Source organism: Deinococcus arcticus, from assembly GCF_003028415.1.
In the GTDB taxonomy this organism is placed as follows: domain Bacteria; phylum Deinococcota; class Deinococci; order Deinococcales; family Deinococcaceae; genus Deinococcus; species Deinococcus arcticus.
Map to the genome: position 1 here is coordinate 83,290 of NZ_PYSV01000009.1, position 16,039 is coordinate 99,328.

At 69.4% G+C, this 16,039-nt stretch carries 13 protein-coding genes; 10 read left to right on the top strand and 3 right to left on the bottom strand.

Features of this window, described 5'->3' with window-relative positions; translation table 11 throughout:
• Positions 1-66: 66 nt before the first annotated feature.
• Entirely contained in the window at positions 67-1,314 is a 1,248-nt protein-coding gene (locus C8263_RS10620; RefSeq protein WP_107138096.1) for an MFS transporter, read from the top strand.
• An 81-nt stretch (positions 1,315-1,395) separates the two neighbouring features.
• Here C8263_RS10620 and C8263_RS10625 read toward each other — a convergent pair whose 3' ends face one another.
• Positions 1,396-2,037 carry an ArsR/SmtB family transcription factor gene (locus C8263_RS10625; RefSeq protein ID WP_107138097.1) on the bottom strand — a complete coding sequence of 214 codons (642 nt, stop codon included), beginning with the start codon at positions 2,035-2,037 and terminating at the stop codon, positions 1,396-1,398.
• Positions 2,038-2,124: 87 nt separating this feature from the next.
• Between C8263_RS10625 and recD2 the strand changes: the two genes are divergently transcribed.
• The 6 genes from recD2 to pyrG all read left to right on the top strand — a co-directional run bounded on the left by recD2 (position 2,125) and on the right by pyrG (position 10,062).
• Positions 2,125-4,260, top strand: a complete 2,136-nt coding sequence (gene recD2 / locus C8263_RS10630; protein WP_107138098.1) for an SF1B family DNA helicase RecD2 — start codon at positions 2,125-2,127, stop codon at positions 4,258-4,260.
• Between the two features lie 234 nt (positions 4,261-4,494).
• A complete protein-coding gene (locus tag C8263_RS10635) occupies positions 4,495-6,492 on the top strand; it encodes a DUF4900 domain-containing protein (RefSeq protein ID WP_107138099.1) in 1,998 nt (665 codons plus the stop codon).
• A complete protein-coding gene (locus tag C8263_RS10640; protein ID WP_107138100.1) occupies positions 6,489-6,926 on the top strand; it encodes a pilus assembly FimT family protein in 438 nt (145 codons plus the stop codon). The genes C8263_RS10635 and C8263_RS10640 overlap by 4 nt, the downstream gene beginning before the upstream one ends.
• Positions 6,913-7,332 (top strand): hypothetical protein, encoded by a 420-nt coding sequence (locus C8263_RS10645; protein ID WP_146160652.1) that lies wholly within the window; start codon positions 6,913-6,915, stop codon positions 7,330-7,332. Before C8263_RS10640 ends, C8263_RS10645 begins: the two co-directional genes overlap by 14 nt.
• Positions 7,329-8,141: a PilW family protein gene (locus C8263_RS10650; RefSeq protein WP_107138102.1), complete on the top strand. Its 813-nt coding sequence runs from the start codon at positions 7,329-7,331 to the stop codon at positions 8,139-8,141. The genes C8263_RS10645 and C8263_RS10650 overlap by 4 nt, the downstream gene beginning before the upstream one ends.
• Positions 8,142-8,430: 289 nt before the next feature.
• Complete coding sequence (gene pyrG, locus C8263_RS10655) at positions 8,431-10,062, top strand: CTP synthase (protein ID WP_107138103.1); 1,632 nt, start codon at positions 8,431-8,433, stop codon at positions 10,060-10,062.
• 51 nt (positions 10,063-10,113) lie between these two features.
• Here pyrG and coaE read toward each other — a convergent pair whose 3' ends face one another.
• Positions 10,114-10,752: a dephospho-CoA kinase gene (coaE, locus tag C8263_RS10660; protein ID WP_107138104.1), complete on the bottom strand. Its 639-nt coding sequence runs from the start codon at positions 10,750-10,752 to the stop codon at positions 10,114-10,116.
• Positions 10,753-10,968: 216 nt separating this feature from the next.
• Here coaE and C8263_RS10665 point away from each other — a divergent pair, with 216 nt between their 5' ends.
• From C8263_RS10665 to C8263_RS10675, 3 genes are all read left to right on the top strand, one after another.
• Positions 10,969-12,129, top strand: coding sequence for a tetratricopeptide repeat protein (locus C8263_RS10665; RefSeq protein WP_107138105.1), 1,161 nt, complete (start codon positions 10,969-10,971; stop codon positions 12,127-12,129).
• A 691-nt stretch (positions 12,130-12,820) separates the two neighbouring features.
• On the top strand, positions 12,821-13,405 hold the full coding sequence (locus C8263_RS10670; RefSeq protein ID WP_107138106.1) for a CAP domain-containing protein: 585 nt from the start codon (positions 12,821-12,823) through the stop codon (positions 13,403-13,405).
• Positions 13,406-13,744: 339 nt separating this feature from the next.
• Positions 13,745-14,290, top strand: a complete 546-nt coding sequence (locus C8263_RS10675) for a hypothetical protein (protein WP_146160653.1) — start codon at positions 13,745-13,747, stop codon at positions 14,288-14,290.
• A gap of 46 nt (positions 14,291-14,336) precedes the next feature.
• On the opposite strand, the gene C8263_RS10680 is transcribed toward C8263_RS10675, so the two are convergent.
• On the bottom strand, positions 14,337-16,022 hold the full coding sequence (locus tag C8263_RS10680; RefSeq protein ID WP_107138108.1) for a DNA polymerase/3'-5' exonuclease PolX: 1,686 nt from the start codon (positions 16,020-16,022) through the stop codon (positions 14,337-14,339).
• Positions 16,023-16,039 lie beyond the last annotated feature (17 nt).

Consider the following 16,039-nt stretch of genomic DNA (forward strand, 5'->3'; position numbering starts at 1 on the left):
GCGGCATGGGGGGCTACTCCACGCCGGGCCTCGCCCCCGGAGTAGCCCGGGGCGCACGCTGGAGGCATGACCCCAGCGCCGCCGCCTGCCGCCCCCGACCGCCTGTGGAACCGCTCGTTCGTCCTGTGGTGGCTGGGCAGTGCCCAGAGCGCCCTGGGCACTGCGCTGGCTGGAATTGCCACCAGCTTTCTGGTGCTGAACCAGACCGGCAGCGCAGGTCTGATGGGCGTCAACCTCGCGCTCGCCCTGCTGCCGGGGCTGCTCTCGCCGCTGTTCGGCACGCTGGTGGACCGCCTGCCGCTGCGCCTGCCACTGGTGCTGGGCAACGTGCTGCGCGGCCTGCTGCAACTGGGCGTGGGGGCGCTGGCCCTGGGCGGCGAGGTGCCGCTGGGCGTGATCTACGCGGCCTCGTTCATGACGGGCCTGATCGGCGCGTTTTACGGCCCGGCCAGCATGGGGGTCACGCCCCGGCTGGTGCCGCCGGATCAGGTACAGCGCGCCGCCGGGCTGATGCAGGGCACCGCGCAGAGCCTGCAGCTGGCAGGCCTGGTGGGCGGCGGGGTACTGGTGGGAACGCTGGGCAGTGCGCCCGCCCTGATGCTGGACGGCGCCTCCTTTCTGCTGTTTGCGGCGTTGCTGTTGCTGGTTCAGTTGCCGGCGCGTGCCCCCCGGGCACCAGGGCAGCCCTTCTGGGCGGATTTCCGCGCCGGGCTGGCCTATGCCCGGCAAAGCCCGCTGATCCTGGGTCTGCCCGCGCTGGCCTTCTTACTGAACGCCTCGTTCGCGCCGCTGGAAATGCTGCTGCCCGCCCGCATGACCGCTCTGGGGGCCGGCGCACAGGGCTTTGGCCTGTTCTTTGGCCTGATGCTGGGGGGCCTAGCTCTGGGCAGTTTCATGCTGGCGGCGCTGGGCCCCCGGCTGTCCCCTGCCCGCCTGAGCGTGTGGGGCCTGGCCGGCATGGGCGCGGCGGTACTGGCCCTGAGCCTGTCGCAGACCGCCGGACAGATGTACGCGCTGGCCGCCGTGCTGGGCCTGTTCAACGCCGCCGCCAACGTCTCGATTGGGGTGATTTTCCAGCAGCGCGTGGCGCCCGAGTTCTACGGCCGCGTGGGCAGCCTGCTGACCATGGTGAGCATGGCCGGCATGCCCCTGGTGCTGCTGGGCCTGGCCCCGGTGGCCGACCGGGTGCCCATCGCCACTGTGTTCGCGGTGGCCGGCGCGCTGGCCCTGCTGGCCGCGCCCGTATGGGCTGGCCTGCTGCGCCGGGACCGGGGCGCGGCTCCAGTCCCGGGCCCTCTGCCCGCCAACCCCTGAGGGAAAATGGCTCATGGCTCATGGCTCATGGCTCATGGCTCATGGCTCATGGCTCATGGCTCATGGCTCATGGCTCATGGCTCATGGCCCCCCCTGCACCGGCGTGAACAGCAGCCCCAGCAGACAGGGCTGGGCGTCCGGGGCCTGCCCGTCCGCAGCGGCCCGCTCGTCCACCCAGGCCAGCAGGTCGCGCAGGCGCGTTTCCAGTTCGCGCTGACTCTGCGGGCTCAGGGTGCGCCGCCCCATGTTGCCCACCGCGCCGTGGGGCGGCGCCGCCTTCAGGGCCTTCGGCGCCACACTCATGCCCAGCTGGCCCAGCGCGTCTGTGGCCATCATCAGTTCGGTGCCGCTGTCTGCCGCAAACAGCCGGGCCAGTTCGCAGGTGACCTCCTGAACGAACGTGGTGCTCACGCGCGAGAGCAGCTCTTCGACCGTGGCATGCGGCGTCAAGGCAAAGGGCACCCGGAAGGTGCGGGCCACCGCGCGGTAGAGCTTGATGGGCCGCCCGCCCCGGGGCCGCTCGCCGGCTATGGCCACCAGCCCGGCCCCCAGCAGGCGCGTGAGGTGGTGGTGCGTGGTGTTCAGCGGGCGCCCGCAGCGCCGCGCGACCTCACTGGCGCTCAGCGCCTCCGGGATGAGGGGGCCCAGGACAGCCAGGGTGTCCTCGGCCAGCAGCAGCCGGGCCTGTTCTGGGGTGTGCGCGGTAAAGGCGTCGGGGAGCACATTCCACAGTGTGCCACCGCGCCCCGCTTCTGTTTCCCCATTCCGCTCACGCCGGAATGCCTGGGGTCACGCTATGCTGTGAGTCTCATGTCGGCCGCCCCCCCCACCGAAGCCTTCCGCGTGTCTGGCGGCGTGAACAAGGTGCGCTTTCGCGCCGAATCCGGCTTTACCGTCATGTCGGCCCGCATCCGCAACGCGGAAGGCGAGGACCCCGACGCCACTGTGATCGGCGTGATGCCGCCCCTGGAAGCCGGCGACACCTTCAGCGCCGACGTACTGATGGAAGAGCACCGGGAATACGGCTACCAGTACCGGGTGCTGAACATGGTCCTGGAAGCCCAGCCCGCCGACCTGACCGAGGCCGGGGTGGCCGCCTACCTGGAAGCGCGCGTGGGCGGCGTGGGCAAGGTGCTGGCCGGGCGCATTGCCAAGACCTTTGGGCCCGGCACCTTCGACGTGCTGGAAACCGAACCCGAGCGCCTGCTGCAGGTGCCCGGCGTGACGCAGAGCACCCTGCACAAGATGGTGCAGAGCTGGTCGCAGCAGGGCCTGGAGCGCCGCCTGCTGGCCGGGCTGCAGGGCCTGGGCCTGAGCATCTCGCAGGCGCAGCGAGCGGTCAAACACTTTGGCGAGACGGCCCTGGAACGCCTGGAAGCCGATCTGTTCGCCCTGACCGAGGTGGAGGGCATCGGTTTTCTCACGGCCGACAAGCTGTGGCAGGCCGCGGGCGGGACCCTGGACGACCCCCGGCGCCTGACCGCCGCCGCCGTGTACGCGCTGCAGCAGGCCGCGCAGCAGGGCGGGCACTCGTACCTGCCCCGGCGCCGGGCTGAACGGGGGGTGGCGCACTACACCCGCGTCTCGGCGGCGCAGGCGCGGCTGGCGGTGGACACGGCCGTGGAACTGGGCCGCCTGGCCGACGATTCCCCGCCCCTGCTGGCCACCGAGGACGCGCTGCATGAGCCCAGCCGCATCTATCTGCCCCCGGTGCTGCGCGCCGAGAGGAAGCTGGCCGGGCTGATTCGCACCCTGCTGGCCACCCCGCCGGCCGGGCAGGACTGGACCGTGCCCAAGGGGGCCGCCAAAGGGCTCTCTGAGGAGCAGGCGGGCGTGCTGAACCTGCTTGAAGAGCACCGCCTCGTGGTGCTGACCGGCGGGCCCGGCACCGGCAAGAGCACCACCACCCGCGCCGTGGCCGATCTGGCCGAGAAGCTGGGTCTGGAGGTGGGCCTGTGCGCCCCCACCGGCAAGGCCGCGCGGCGCCTGGGGGAAGTGACGGGGCGCACCGCCAGCACCATTCACCGCCTGCTGGGGTACGGCCCGGCGGGCTTCCGGCACAACCACCTGGAACCCGCGCCCTACGACCTGCTGATTGTGGACGAGGTGAGCATGTGCGGCGACGGGCTGATGCTCTCGCTGCTTTCAGCGGTGCCGCCGGGGGCCCGGGTGCTGCTGGTGGGCGACACCGACCAGCTGCCCCCCGTAGACGCGGGATTGCCCCTGCACGCCCTGACCCAGGTGGCCCCCACCGTGCGCCTGACCCAGGTGTACCGGCAGGCGGCCCAGAATCCGATTATCCGCGCGGCCCACGGGCTGCTGCAGGGCCAGGCGCCTGTGTGGGGCGACCCCCGCCTGAATGTCACCGAGACCGAGCCAGATGTGGGCGCCCGGCGCGTGGCCCTGCTGGTGCGCGACCTGGGAGGCCCGGCGCAGGTGCAGGTGCTGACCCCCATGCGCAAGGGCCCGCTGGGCGTGGAGATGCTCAACCACCATCTCCAGAGCCTGTTTAACCCCGGCGAGGGCGGCGTGCGCATTGCCGACGGGCAGGCCCGCGCCGGGGACGTGGTGGTGCAGACCAAGAACGACTACACCAACGAGGTGTTTAACGGCACGGTGGGCACGGTCCTGAAAGACAGCGGCGGGCGCCTGACCGTGGACTTCGACGGCAACGTGGTGGAGCTGGCCGGCGCCGAGCTGTTCAATCTGCAGCTGGGCTACGCCCTGACGGTGCACCGCGCCCAGGGCAGCGAATGGGGCACGGTGCTGGGCGTGCTGCATGAGGCCCATATGCCCATGCTCAGCCGCAATCTGGTGTACACGGCGCTCACTCGGGCCCGGGAGCGCTTCTTCGCCGTGGGCTCGGCCAGCGCGTGGGCCAAGGCGGCGGGCCGGGCACGCGAGGAACGGCACACCGCCCTGCTGGAACGCATTCGCGGGCGCTAAGTAGCTCGCTGTTGATCTTGAGATCAACCGAGCGGAGCGAGTATCGAAAAAAGGACGTTGCACCGGGAGTGGAGACTTTGCGGTGCTCTCCTGCAAAGTCGTAACGTGAGGTGCAACGTACTTAGCCCTCCACTCTGACAGAACTGTCACAGGCTGCCTAGCGAATCTGGGATTTTCCACACTCCCCGAACAGGGGGGTGAGATTTTTCGCATTGGGCTTTCATACTGAGCACCATGCCGCCGAACCACCGCACCCAGGGCGCGACCCTGATCGTGACCCTGCTGCTCGTGATGCTGATGCTGGCCGTCATCATGAGCGTGACGGCGCAGGTCACGCTGTCCACCCGGCGTTCCAGCACCGACCAGGAAGCCACGCTGCGCGCCCAGTACGCCGCCGAATCCGGCGCCGCGCGCGTGCAGGCGCGGCTGCGCGCCGCGCAGATCCTGTTTGGCGTCGCCCGCTACCCCACCAACCTCACCCTGCCGCAGATGGAGGCCGACATTGCCGCCCTGTGCGGCCTGACCAGCCTGCCCGCCACCCTGCCCGACGGCGCCGAGGTGTGCGACCTGACCTCGCGCGCGCAGGGCCTGAACGAGGCCACGGCCCTGAACCCGCGCGTGAATGTGTTGCTGCGTGCCGCCGGGGCAGCGCAGTTTGCCCTGGCCGGCATGCCCGGCACCAGCGAGACCGAGCGCAGCCGCTTCTGGTCGGACCTGTTTTCCGGGCAGACGGGGGCCGCGCTGGACGGCACCCAGGACGGCGCCAGCTACCGGGTGACCTACGGCCTGAAGCCCACGCGGGTGGTCAAGGACAGCCCGGTGGCCTACCGCGTCTTTTTCCAGGTGCCGGCCGCCAAGGTGACCGGCGAGGCCGGCGGCGCCACCCGGCGCGTGACGGTGCGCCCCGGACAGCAGGAACTGAATCTGCTGATCCGGCGGCCCTCGCTGGCGCCCAACGCCCTGTTTACCAACCACCATTACCTCAGCGCCGCCGCCGAGGCCAGTGGCGGGGGCATCTACTTCACCAGCCGCACGCTGTTCAGCGGCCCGGTCCACACCAACCAGCACTTCAACTTCGTGGGCAGGCCCTGGTTTGGCGGCGCCGTCACCAGCGCGGGCTGCCCGGCCGGGCAGATCACCACGGGCCCCGACGGCCCCACCTGCGGCGCGCCGGCCAACCCCGGCGCCACCTTCAACAGCACCTTCGTGCCGGTAGGCAGCATGAACCCCACACCGCAGGCCCCCTCGCACTGCGCGGGCACCAGCTGCGCCACGCCGCAGTTCACGCAGGGAGTGAACTGGAACGCCTCATACGTCCAGTTGCCGGAAAACGGCAGCGACCAGCAGCAGGAAGCTCTGCTGGGCGGCATCAATATTCCCGGCAACGTGAGCCAGATGCAGCTGTATCAGGACACGATTGCCGGACAGACGGTGCAGCGCATCACGTACACAGTGGCCGGCCTCACGGGCCCCGTGACCACGCAGCTGGCCCTGGGCCAGAACGGCCTCCTGCAGATCCTGGATACCGACGGCCAGTGGAAGGGCGCCGAGCGCCAGCCAGACGGCACCTTCAAGCCTGGGGTGGCCTCGGCCTTTAACGGGGTGCTGTACGTGGCGGGCAGCGTGCAGAACCTCAGCGCCGGACCCAACAGCGCTTCCGGGGCGGCCGTGGCCTCCTTTGCCGGGCTGACGCTGGCGGCGTCGGGCGACATCAACATCACCAGCAGCCTGCGCTACGCCGACCCGCCCTGTGCCGGAGAGCACGCGGTGGCCGGCGACGGCACCGTGACCCCGGCCGCCTGCGCCAACCTGAGTACCAAGAACATCCTGGGCATCTATTCGGCGCAGGGCAACGTGAATCTCATGAAAGACCAGATGGGCATGGACCCCTCCATTCACGCGGTGCTGATGGCCGGCACCGGCGCCGTGCAGGTGGACAAGTACAACGAGGGCAGCGCCATGGGCAACGTGAAGCTCATCGGCGGCATCATCGAGAACTATTACGGGGCGTTCGGCACCTTCAGCGGCGACTCGGCCAGCACCGGCTACGGCCGCAACTTCGTGTTCGACCCCCGCACCCTGCAGGGCTACGAGCCGCCTTTCTTTCCCACCGCCCGCAACTGGCAACTGGGCCTGATGGACAGCGCGACCGCCGTGCAGCCCATGGGCCAGCCGCTGCGCCTGCGCGGCGAGAGCGTGAGCGCCACCGAAAACCAGCAGAGGAACGAATGAAACGCGAGGGCTTTACGCTGCTGGAACTGCTGGTGGTGATGGCGATTCTGGGCATTCTGGCCGGGGTGCTGGGCTTTAACCTGCTGGGCAGCTACCGCACCACGCAGCTGCGCGAGGCCGCCTCGCAGCTGACCGGCGACCTGCGCCAGGCGCGCAGCGACGCCCTGAAGGGCGGCCAGGACATCCGGCTGGACGTGGCCCTGAATACCCCGGCCTACACGGTCACGCGGGGCACGGGCACCCAGACGCGCACCCTGCCGGGCGGCGTGGTGGTGGCGGCGGCCACCGGCAGCAATCATGTGAGTTATGAAGCGCCGGGCGGCACCACCGACGGCAACGGGGTGGTCTGGACTCTGCGTCACCCGGGCGGGCGCGAAACCAAAGTCAAGGTGGTGGGAATCACCGGGAAGGTGATGATTGATGCGACGAACTGATACGCAGGGCGGAATCACGATTGTGGAAGTGCTGGTGGGCGTGCTGCTGGTCAGCGTCATTGTGATGGTGGTACTGACCCCTCTGACCGGCTTCTTTGGCCTGACCCGGCGCAGCACCCAGCAGGTGGGCGCCACCCAGACCGCGCAGGCGCTGCTGGAAACCATCCGGGGCGACTGGCTCTCGGCGGCCATGTATGACCAGCGCTGCACCACTGCCACCATTCCGGCTGGCGCAACCCTGACAGTCACCAACCTGGACCTGAACGGCAACGCGGTGGGCAGCGCGCCCCTGAACGCCAGTTGCAGCGGCAATGCGCCCGACACGGCGCCCATTCGCCGCCTGCAGCTGGTGGTCCAGGCCGACACCGCGCGCTCCACCCTGGTCGTGGATGTGGCCCGCCCATGAAGACGGCCGCGCAAGGCTTTACCCTGATTGAACTGCTGGTGGCCGTGGCCCTGGCCCTGATCGTGCTGTTCGCGGCCTCTAACCTGCTCATTTCCAGTTCGGGCAGTGCCACCAACCTGCAGGCGCGCAACGATCTGCTGCAGGAAGGACAGATCGCCATGAACTATGTGGCCGCCAATGTGCGCGAGGCGGCCTACGTGTACCCCAACGGCGCCGCGCTGAATCTGGGGGGCGGCTACACCACGGCGCGCCCGGGCGGCGGCAGCTGGGTGGTGGGCAACGCCAGCGCGCCTATCCTGGCGTTCATCCGCTCGCCCCGGGTGGTCACGGGCGCGCCATGCCTGAACGCCACAACCGGGGCCATCGATAACGAAAATGCCTGCTACAAATTCATGGCCTATTACCCCGTGCTGCGCAGCGGGTGGGTTTCCAATGCCACCGGTCAGAACAATCCCGGCGTAGACGCGGCCAATGCGAACCGCTGGCTGCTGGTGGAATACACCAGAAATCTGCCCTCCAACGCGCCCCCGGCCCTGTCCAGCCTGGGCAGCCTGGATGTCTCGGGCGGCAGCGGCAAGCTGCTGCTGGACTACGTGCAGCCCGCCGTGACCAACCTGCCCCAGCTGTTCACCATCCAGGCCGACAACCCACAGACCCCCGGCAACGTGCGGGTGACCCTGAACCTCAGCCTCAGCCGCCTCGCTTCGGGCAAGGAGGTCAATATTCCGGCGCGCACCTCGGCTGACCCCACCACCTGGATCCAGGCCCTGAGCGCCGCGCCGCGCAACATCGGCACGCTGCCGCCCTGATACGGACTGCCGTTCATTTCCGTAACATCCGGGAAGAAGGGGGATGTTCCCCGCCTTCGGCTGGGAGGGGTCCAATTCCTGGATATCCGCATCTTTTCGTTCTCTGCTCCGCAGCTCTGCGAGTCCCTTCGGTCGGAAACATTCCGGAACACTTCCGGAATGTTTCGGAACCCGTATGAGCCGCGCCCCCATCTGGTCGGGGGCGTGCTATCCTGAAATCCCGGAGGCCGAGCGCCCCGGTTTTTCTTTTTGGTCCCCGCAGGTGGGGGTCAGGCGCTCGCGGTCAGCGATGAAATACATCTTCGTAACAGGCGGCGTGGTCAGCAGCCTTGGCAAGGGCGTGGCAAGTGCAAGTCTGGGGGCCCTGCTGCGGGCACGCGGCTACCGGGTCACAGCGGTCAAGATTGACCCCTATATCAACATCGACGCGGGCACCATGCGGCCCTACGAGCACGGCGAGGTCTTTGTGACCGCGTCGGGCGCCGAGACGGACCTGGACATCGGCAACTACGAGCGCTTTCTGGACCTGGATATTCCGCCGGGCAGCAACATCACCACCGGGCAGGTGTACCAGGAGGTGATTCGTAAGGAGCGCGCCGGGGATTACCTGTCGCAGACCGTGCAGGTCATTCCGCACGTCACCGACGAGATCAAGCGCCGCATCCGCGCGGCGGGCGAAACGGCCGGCGCCGAGATCGTGCTGATCGAGGTGGGCGGCACCGTGGGCGACATTGAGTCGCTGCCCTTCCTGGAGGCCATCCGGCAGTTCAAGTTCGACGAGGGCGACGAAAACGTGCTGTACCTGCACCTCACGCTGGTGCCGTACCTGGGCACCTCCAACGAGTTCAAGACCAAGCCCACCCAGCACTCGGTGGCTGAACTGCGCTCGGTCGGGATCAGCCCCGACATCGTGATGGTTCGCAGCAAGGACAAGCTGCCGCCCGAGATCACGCGCAAGATCGCCGCCTTTACCTCGGTGCGCGAGAACCGGGTGTTTTCCAGCTACGACGTCTCTCACGTCTACGAGGTGCCGCTGGCTCTGGAAGAACAGGGGCTGGGCAAGGTGGTCGAGGACCTGCTCTCGCTGGAGCGCATTCACCCCAGCCTGGGCGTGTGGCAGAACGCGGTCAAGACCATCAAGCAGCCCACGCGCGAGGTCACGATTGCCATTGCGGGCAAGTACACCGCCATGCCCGACGCCTACCTGTCGCTGATGGAATCGCTGACCCACGCGGGCATTGCCAACGACGCCCGGGTGAATATCCGCTGGGTGAACGCCGAGGAACTGGCCGACCCCAGCGTGTCGGATGAGGACGTGCAGACCCGCCTGTCGGGCGCCGACGGCATTCTGGTGCCCGGGGGCTTTGGCATTCGCGGCATTGAGGGCAAGATCCGCGCCGCGCAGTACGCCCGCGAAACTGGCACGCCCTACCTGGGCATCTGCCTGGGGATGCAGATTGCGGTGATTGAATACGCGCGCCACAAGGCGGGCCTCTCGGGCGCCAACTCGACCGAGTTCGACGAGTACGCGCCCCACAAGGTGATTGACCTGATGCCCGAACAGCTGGAAGTGGCGGGCCTGGGCGGCACCATGCGCCTGGGCGACTGGCCCATGAACCTGGGCGCAGGCACCAGGATTGCCGAGCTGTACGGCGTGCCCCAGGGCGGCGTGGTCAAGGAACGTCACCGCCACCGCTTCGAGGTCAACCCGGCCTACACCGAGCAGCTCCGGAACGCCGGGCTGATCATCAGCGGCGTGACGCCGGGCGTGGCCGGACGCGGCGCCGGTCTGGTGGAGAGCATTGAGATTCCGGGCCACCCCTTCTTCGTGGCCCTGCAGGCCCACCCTGAATTCAAGAGCCGCCCCATGCGCCCCAGCCCGCCGTTTGCGGGGTTTATTGCCGCGGCGCTGAACAGGTAAGCAGGCAGCAGGGCGCGGTGCGCGGGCGCAACGCCCATGCGCCCGCTCGGTCTACGGCCTCCCGCTTTCCGCCTCCCGCGCCCAGAGGTGTTTCACAACCCCCGCCACCTGCGCCGCCAGCGCCCCCAGATCACCGGTGTTCCCGATCACCCAGGTGGCGCGGCGGCGCTTTTCTTCGGCGGGCAGCTGCCGGGCGTCGCGCGCCAGGATGTCCTCGCGGGTCAGGCCACCCCGGGCTAGGGCGCGGTCCAGGCGCAGCGCCAGCGGGGCGTCCACCACCAGCACGGCGTCCATGCCCGCGTCCAGCCCCCCCTCAAACAGCAGCGGGACATCCTGCACCACCCAGCGCTCGCCGCGCGCCGCCGCCTGCGCTTCCAGTTCGGCCATGCGGGCCCGCACCCGGGGATGCACAATGGCGTTCAGATCGGCCACCGCTGCCGGGTCGGGGAACACGCGGGCGGCCAGGGCGGCGCGGTCCAGCACCCCCCCCCTCACGGTGCCGGGAAAGCGGGCCTCCATCTGGGCCAGCACCTCGGGCTCGGCCGTGACCAGCCGCGCCTGTTCATCGGCGTCCAGCACGCTCAGGCCGTGGGCCCGCAGCAGGGCAGCCACCGTGCTTTTGCCGGCCCCAATGCTGCCGGTCAGGCCCAGGCGGCGCAGGGGCGGCGCAGGGGCGGCGGAAGCGTTCATGCCCGCAACTGTACACGGCGCCGGCGCTCATCAGACCGGCGTCACGGGGGCCCGGAACACTGCCCATATGCGGCTCCTGCCCTCTCACGGCCACTTCACCCGATTTGTTGGCGTTCTCACGTATCATGCCCCTATGCCCATTTCTGGCAGGGTGAGGCCGCGCCGCGAAGCCGCGCTGCGCCCCACGGAGGTTTCCGAGTGAATCGACGCATCACCATGACCGGCCTGCTGGGCCTGCTGCTGACGCTGGGCATGACGGCGGCGCAGACCGCGCCCGCTGCGCCCGGCACGCCGACCAGCACCCCCACGGCCCCTGCCGCTGCCCCGGCGCCCGCGCCGCGCACCATTCCGGCTGCCAACTACGTGGCGCTGGGCGTGTACTACTACGAGCAGGGCCAGTTTGATCAGGCCTACGTGGCCTACCGCGCGGCCGCCGAACTGGACCCACGCAACGCCGAGGCCCTGATTGGCCTGGGGCGCTCGCAGATCAAGTTGCGGCTGTACAGCGCCGGCATCGAAACCCTCAAGCGCCTGATCAGCATGGACAGCCGCAACTTCGACGCGTATATCTCGCTGTCTCAGGCGTATGTGCAGCAGTACATCGGGGCCGGGGACCGTGCCAGTGTGGGCGGGAACCTGAATGAAGCCCTGCGCGTGCTCACCGACGCCGAGGCGCTGGCCCAGGCCGGCACCAGCAAGAACGTGCAACTGAGCCGCGTGTGGAACGAACGCGGCTACGTGTATAAGCTGCAGGGCGACGCCGGGCGCGCCATTGACGCCTTCAAGCAGGCCATTGCCCTGAACGCCGATAACGCCATTTTGCTGTACAACCTGGGCGATATGTACTACGCCACCGGCAACCTGCCGCTGGCCCTGGAAAGCCTGCAGCAGGCCGTGATCGTGGACCCCCGCGATCCCTACAACCGCGCCTACTACGCCAAGCTGCTGGCCCTGAGCGGTAACCTCACGGCGGCCCGCCCAGAAGCCGCGCAGGCCGCCCGGCTGGCCCCCAAGAACGCCTACGCGGTGGGTCAGTACGGTGTGGTGAGCTACCTTGCCAAGGACACCGCCACCGCCCGCGCGCAGCTGACCCAGGCCGTGGCCCTGGACCCACTGCGTTACCCCGAGTTCTATTACTACCTGGGCCGTCTGGCCCTGGACAGCGGCGACCTGAAGGGCGCGCGCGAGCAGCTGACGCGCGCCGCCGCTCTGGGCAGCAACACGCCCGAATACCTGTATTACCTGGGCCTGAGCTACGAGCGCGGTTCGGGTGCGGTGGCCGCCGACCGCCTGAAGGCGCGCGAGAACTACGAACGCGCCCTGAAGCTGAGCCCCAGTTACCGGCCCGCCCAGGACGGCCTGAACCGCGTGCGCTGAGCCCGGCGCCCGTTAGAGGGCTTCTGAAAAACCCCGTCGCGCATGACGGGGTTTTTCCGATCGGAGGGACCTGAAAAGCGGCGGCGCAGAGCAAGGAGCAGGGCCGGGCGCGCGGGAGTTGAACAGAGGAAGGCAGACCCCTTGACTCACCGATGCCAGCTGATACGGACTGCCGTCCATTTCCGTCACCTCCGGGAAAGAGCCGGATGTTCCCCGCCTTCGGCGCTGTGCCAGTCCAATTCCCGGAACTCCGTATTTTTTCCTTCTTCCGCTGGTCGGAAAAATTCCGGAATGTGTTACGGAATTTTTCGGAACTCGTATGAGTGATACGGGCACCGGGCACTCCTCCAGGCGTGGAGCCGCCAGCCTGGTTCCAGTGGGTCGGCGCGACAGATGGCCGTTCGTCTGACAGAACTCTGACAGGGAAGCGAACACTGAACGCCCCCTTAATGTGCCCCCCAGGATGACCCCCTGGGGGGTGTGCTGTGGAATCCGGGCAGGCACGCGGGTGTCAGAGGGTGGAAATCCCCATCAGGACGTCTTTTTTCAGGGCAAGCTGGAGCCGGGGCCCGCCAAGCGTGGGGACGGCACGTTCATGTTCCCGGAAGTGACCGGGCTGAAAGTCTGACATTTGTACCGTGAGGGCACTTCAACCGCATGCGCCGCCCCGCCGTGCGAAAAGGACCCTCACATGCCCAAGACTGCCCTGACTGCCCTCCTGCCTTTCGCCCTGCTGCTGGCCTCCTGTGGCGGCGGTCCCAGCGCCCCAGCCGCCAGCACCCCCACCACCGTGAGCAGCAGCACCTCCGGCGGTGGCCAGAGTGCGGCCCCCAGCACCGGCGCCGGCGACCAGACCATGAGCGCCCAGGAAGCGCAGATTCTGGCGGAAGTGAATGTGGCGCGCGCCCAGGCCCGCGCCTGCGGGGGGCAGGCCTTCGGCGCCGCGCCCGCAGTGACCTGGAACGGCCACCTGGCCGCCGCCGCCCGGGGCCACGCCGCCGACATGGCCGAGCGCGGGTACTTCAACCACATGACCCCCGAGGGCCGCACCCCGGCCCAGCGCATGGAAGCCGCCGGCTACGTGGGCTGGCGCCAGGTGGGCGAGAACATTGCCGCTGGCTACACCGCGCAGAACGTGGTGCAGGGCTGGCTGGACAGCCCCAGCCACTGCAAGACCCTGATGGACCCCGGCCTGCGGGAACTGGGCGTGGGCTACACCTACCGCCCCGGCAGCCCCTACGGCACCTACTGGGTGCAGAACTTCGGCACGCGTTAAGGGCACGCGCCCCGCGCGCCGGAGTTGAAGCCGGGCGCCTGCAGCAAATCCAGGGCGGGACTGTTCTGTGAGGGGAACAGTCCCGCCCGTTTTTGTGGGCAGGAGGCTGGGTGCTGTGAACGCATGGACTGGGGGCGCGGCAGGGTGGCTGGAAAAGCGGTACGGCTGAGACAGACGGGGACAGCGGCGGGGCCGTTCCCCAAACCCGCAGCAGAGGAGCGCCCTGAACGGCCATTCGCTTCAGCCGTTTGGCGGATGCATCGGCGCGGGCCAGCGCCTATGCTCGTGAGGATGACCTGGCGAGACGACACCCAGTAGGCCCTTCGGAGGGGGCCTGCTATGACCGGACGTTTATGGACGCGTGAACAGCACACGCGCCGCCTTATCGCTCGTCGTCTTGCGCACCACATTCAGCCATTTCTGGGTTACGGGGAGCCACAGGCCGTTCAGGCCGCGTGGCCCCGGCGGCAGTGGTGCGAACTGGGCCAGTTTGAAGAGTGGGTTCACGCACAGGTGCTGGCCTCGCAGCATCCGGGCTCGGTGCTGGAACCGGTGCGGCGCCAGCGCCGCAAGCCCAAGCCGCACTGGGCCGTGGTGGGGTACCGGGTGGGGTTTGCCCAGCGGCTGGGCACCCCTTTTCGCACGCCCGTCATGACCTGGGCCTTGGAAGAAGCCGTGGCCACTTTCCAGCAGGAGCAGGCCCGGCGCTGGCTCAAGCGGGGCGGCCTGAGGGGGGGCGTTTCTGCGGCAACTCGCGTGGCCCGTCGGCGCTGGCGCCGGGCCGGGCGGGAGATCTGCCAGCTGGCCCTGCAGGGCGATCTGGAGCGTGCCGAAGCGCTGGATCCCCAGCCGCGCCGCCTGGGCGTCATGTGGGACATCTGGTAACAGATGGGGGCGGCCATGGGCGCCGCCCCCGCTTTGCTGTATGGGCCTAGCCCCGCGCCGCCCGCTGCGCCGCCACGAACGCCAGAAACGCCTCCTGGTCCAGGGTATTGACCACCTGCGCTGGCATGAGGCCCGCCTTACGCGCCACCATCACACCGTAGCGGGTGTCCCCCAGTCCGGCGGGCACGTGGGCGTCGGTGTTGATGGCGAAGGTCAGGCGCTCCCGCCAGCGCAGGGCCACGCGCCAGTCCAGGTCCAGGCGGTAGGCGTTGGCGTTGATTTCCACCACGGTGCCGCGCGCCGCGCAGGCGGCCAGCACGGCGTCCAGGTCCAGGGCGTAGCCGGGGCGGCGCAGCAGCAGGCGCCCGGTGGGATGGCCCAGGATGGTCACCAGCGGGTGCTGCGCGGCGCGGATCAGGCGCTCGGTCTGGCGGGCGGCGTCCAGGGTAAAGAGGCTGTGGACGCTGGCCACCACGTAATCCAGCTCTTCCAGCACGTCGTCGGGGTAGTCCAGCGTGCCGTCTTCCAGAATGTCCACCTCGGCGCCGGCCACGATGGGCAGCCCGGCCGCGCGCAACTCGCGGATTTCCTTCAGCTGGGCCTGCAGGCGCTCGATGCTCAGACCGCCCGCGTAGTGGGCGGCGCGCGAATGGTCGCCGGTGCCCAGGTACCTGTGGCCCAGGCGCAGGGTTTCGCGGGCCATCTCGGCCAGGCTGGCCGCACCGTCGGACCAGGTGGAATGGGTGTGCAGCAGCCCGCGCAGGTGGGCCACGGTCACCAGTTCATCCGGGTGCGGCAGTGTCTGCCACAGGTCGTCGTGCTCGGGTTCGCGGTACTCGGCGGGGCGCAGCGGCAGGTTCAGGGCCTGGGCCACGCTGGCCTCGGTGGGGGTGGCCAGCGGCTGCCCCGCCCGCAGCAGGCCGTGGCCACCGAGTTCCAGGCCCTGGGCTTTGGCGGCGGCCTGCAGGCTTTCGCGGTACGGCGCGCTGCCGCCCATCAGCAGGTCCAGGGCGCCGCGCTGGTCCGGGGTGGGGGCGTAGGCCACCTCCACCGGCACGCCGTCCACCCGCCCGGCCAGCACCGGCTGGCCCTCCAGCGGGCTCAGGTCTTCCACCACGCCGGCCAGCGCGGCGCTCAGGTCGGCCGGGCTTCCTGTGACGGTCACGCGCGCGGCGCGCACGGTGTCCAGGCCCCGGCGCACGTCACCGGCCGGGCGGGGCTCGAAGGCGGCCAGCCGCCGGCACAGCCCTTCGGTCACCTCGCAGGCGGTGCTGAGGTGCTGGCGTTCCTGGGCCGCCAGGGCGAACTCCACCGCGCCCAGGAAGGCAGCGGCACTCTTGGCCCCAAAGCCGCGCAGGGCCGCCACCCGGCCGTCACGGCAGGCCTCTCGCAGGCCTTCCAGCGAATCAATGCCCGCGTCCCACAGGGCCCGGATCTTCTTGGGGCCCAGGCCGCGCACCCGGAACAGGCTCAGCACCCCGGCGGGAATGAGGCTGGCGGCGTCTTCCAGCGGCGCGAACGCCCCGCCGCGCGCGTAGGCCAGCAGATCGGCGGCGATGGTCTTGCCCACCTTGGGCACCCCGGCAAAGCCCGCGTTGATCAGGGCCTCGGCCTCGGTGTCCAGCCCCTCCAGGCTGCGGGCCGCGCTGCGAAACGCCTGGGCCCGGAAGGCGTTGTCCGCCGAGCCCAGCAAGTCCAGCAGGTCGGCGGTGGTTTTGAGCACACCCACCATCGCTTTCTTGCCCGGCC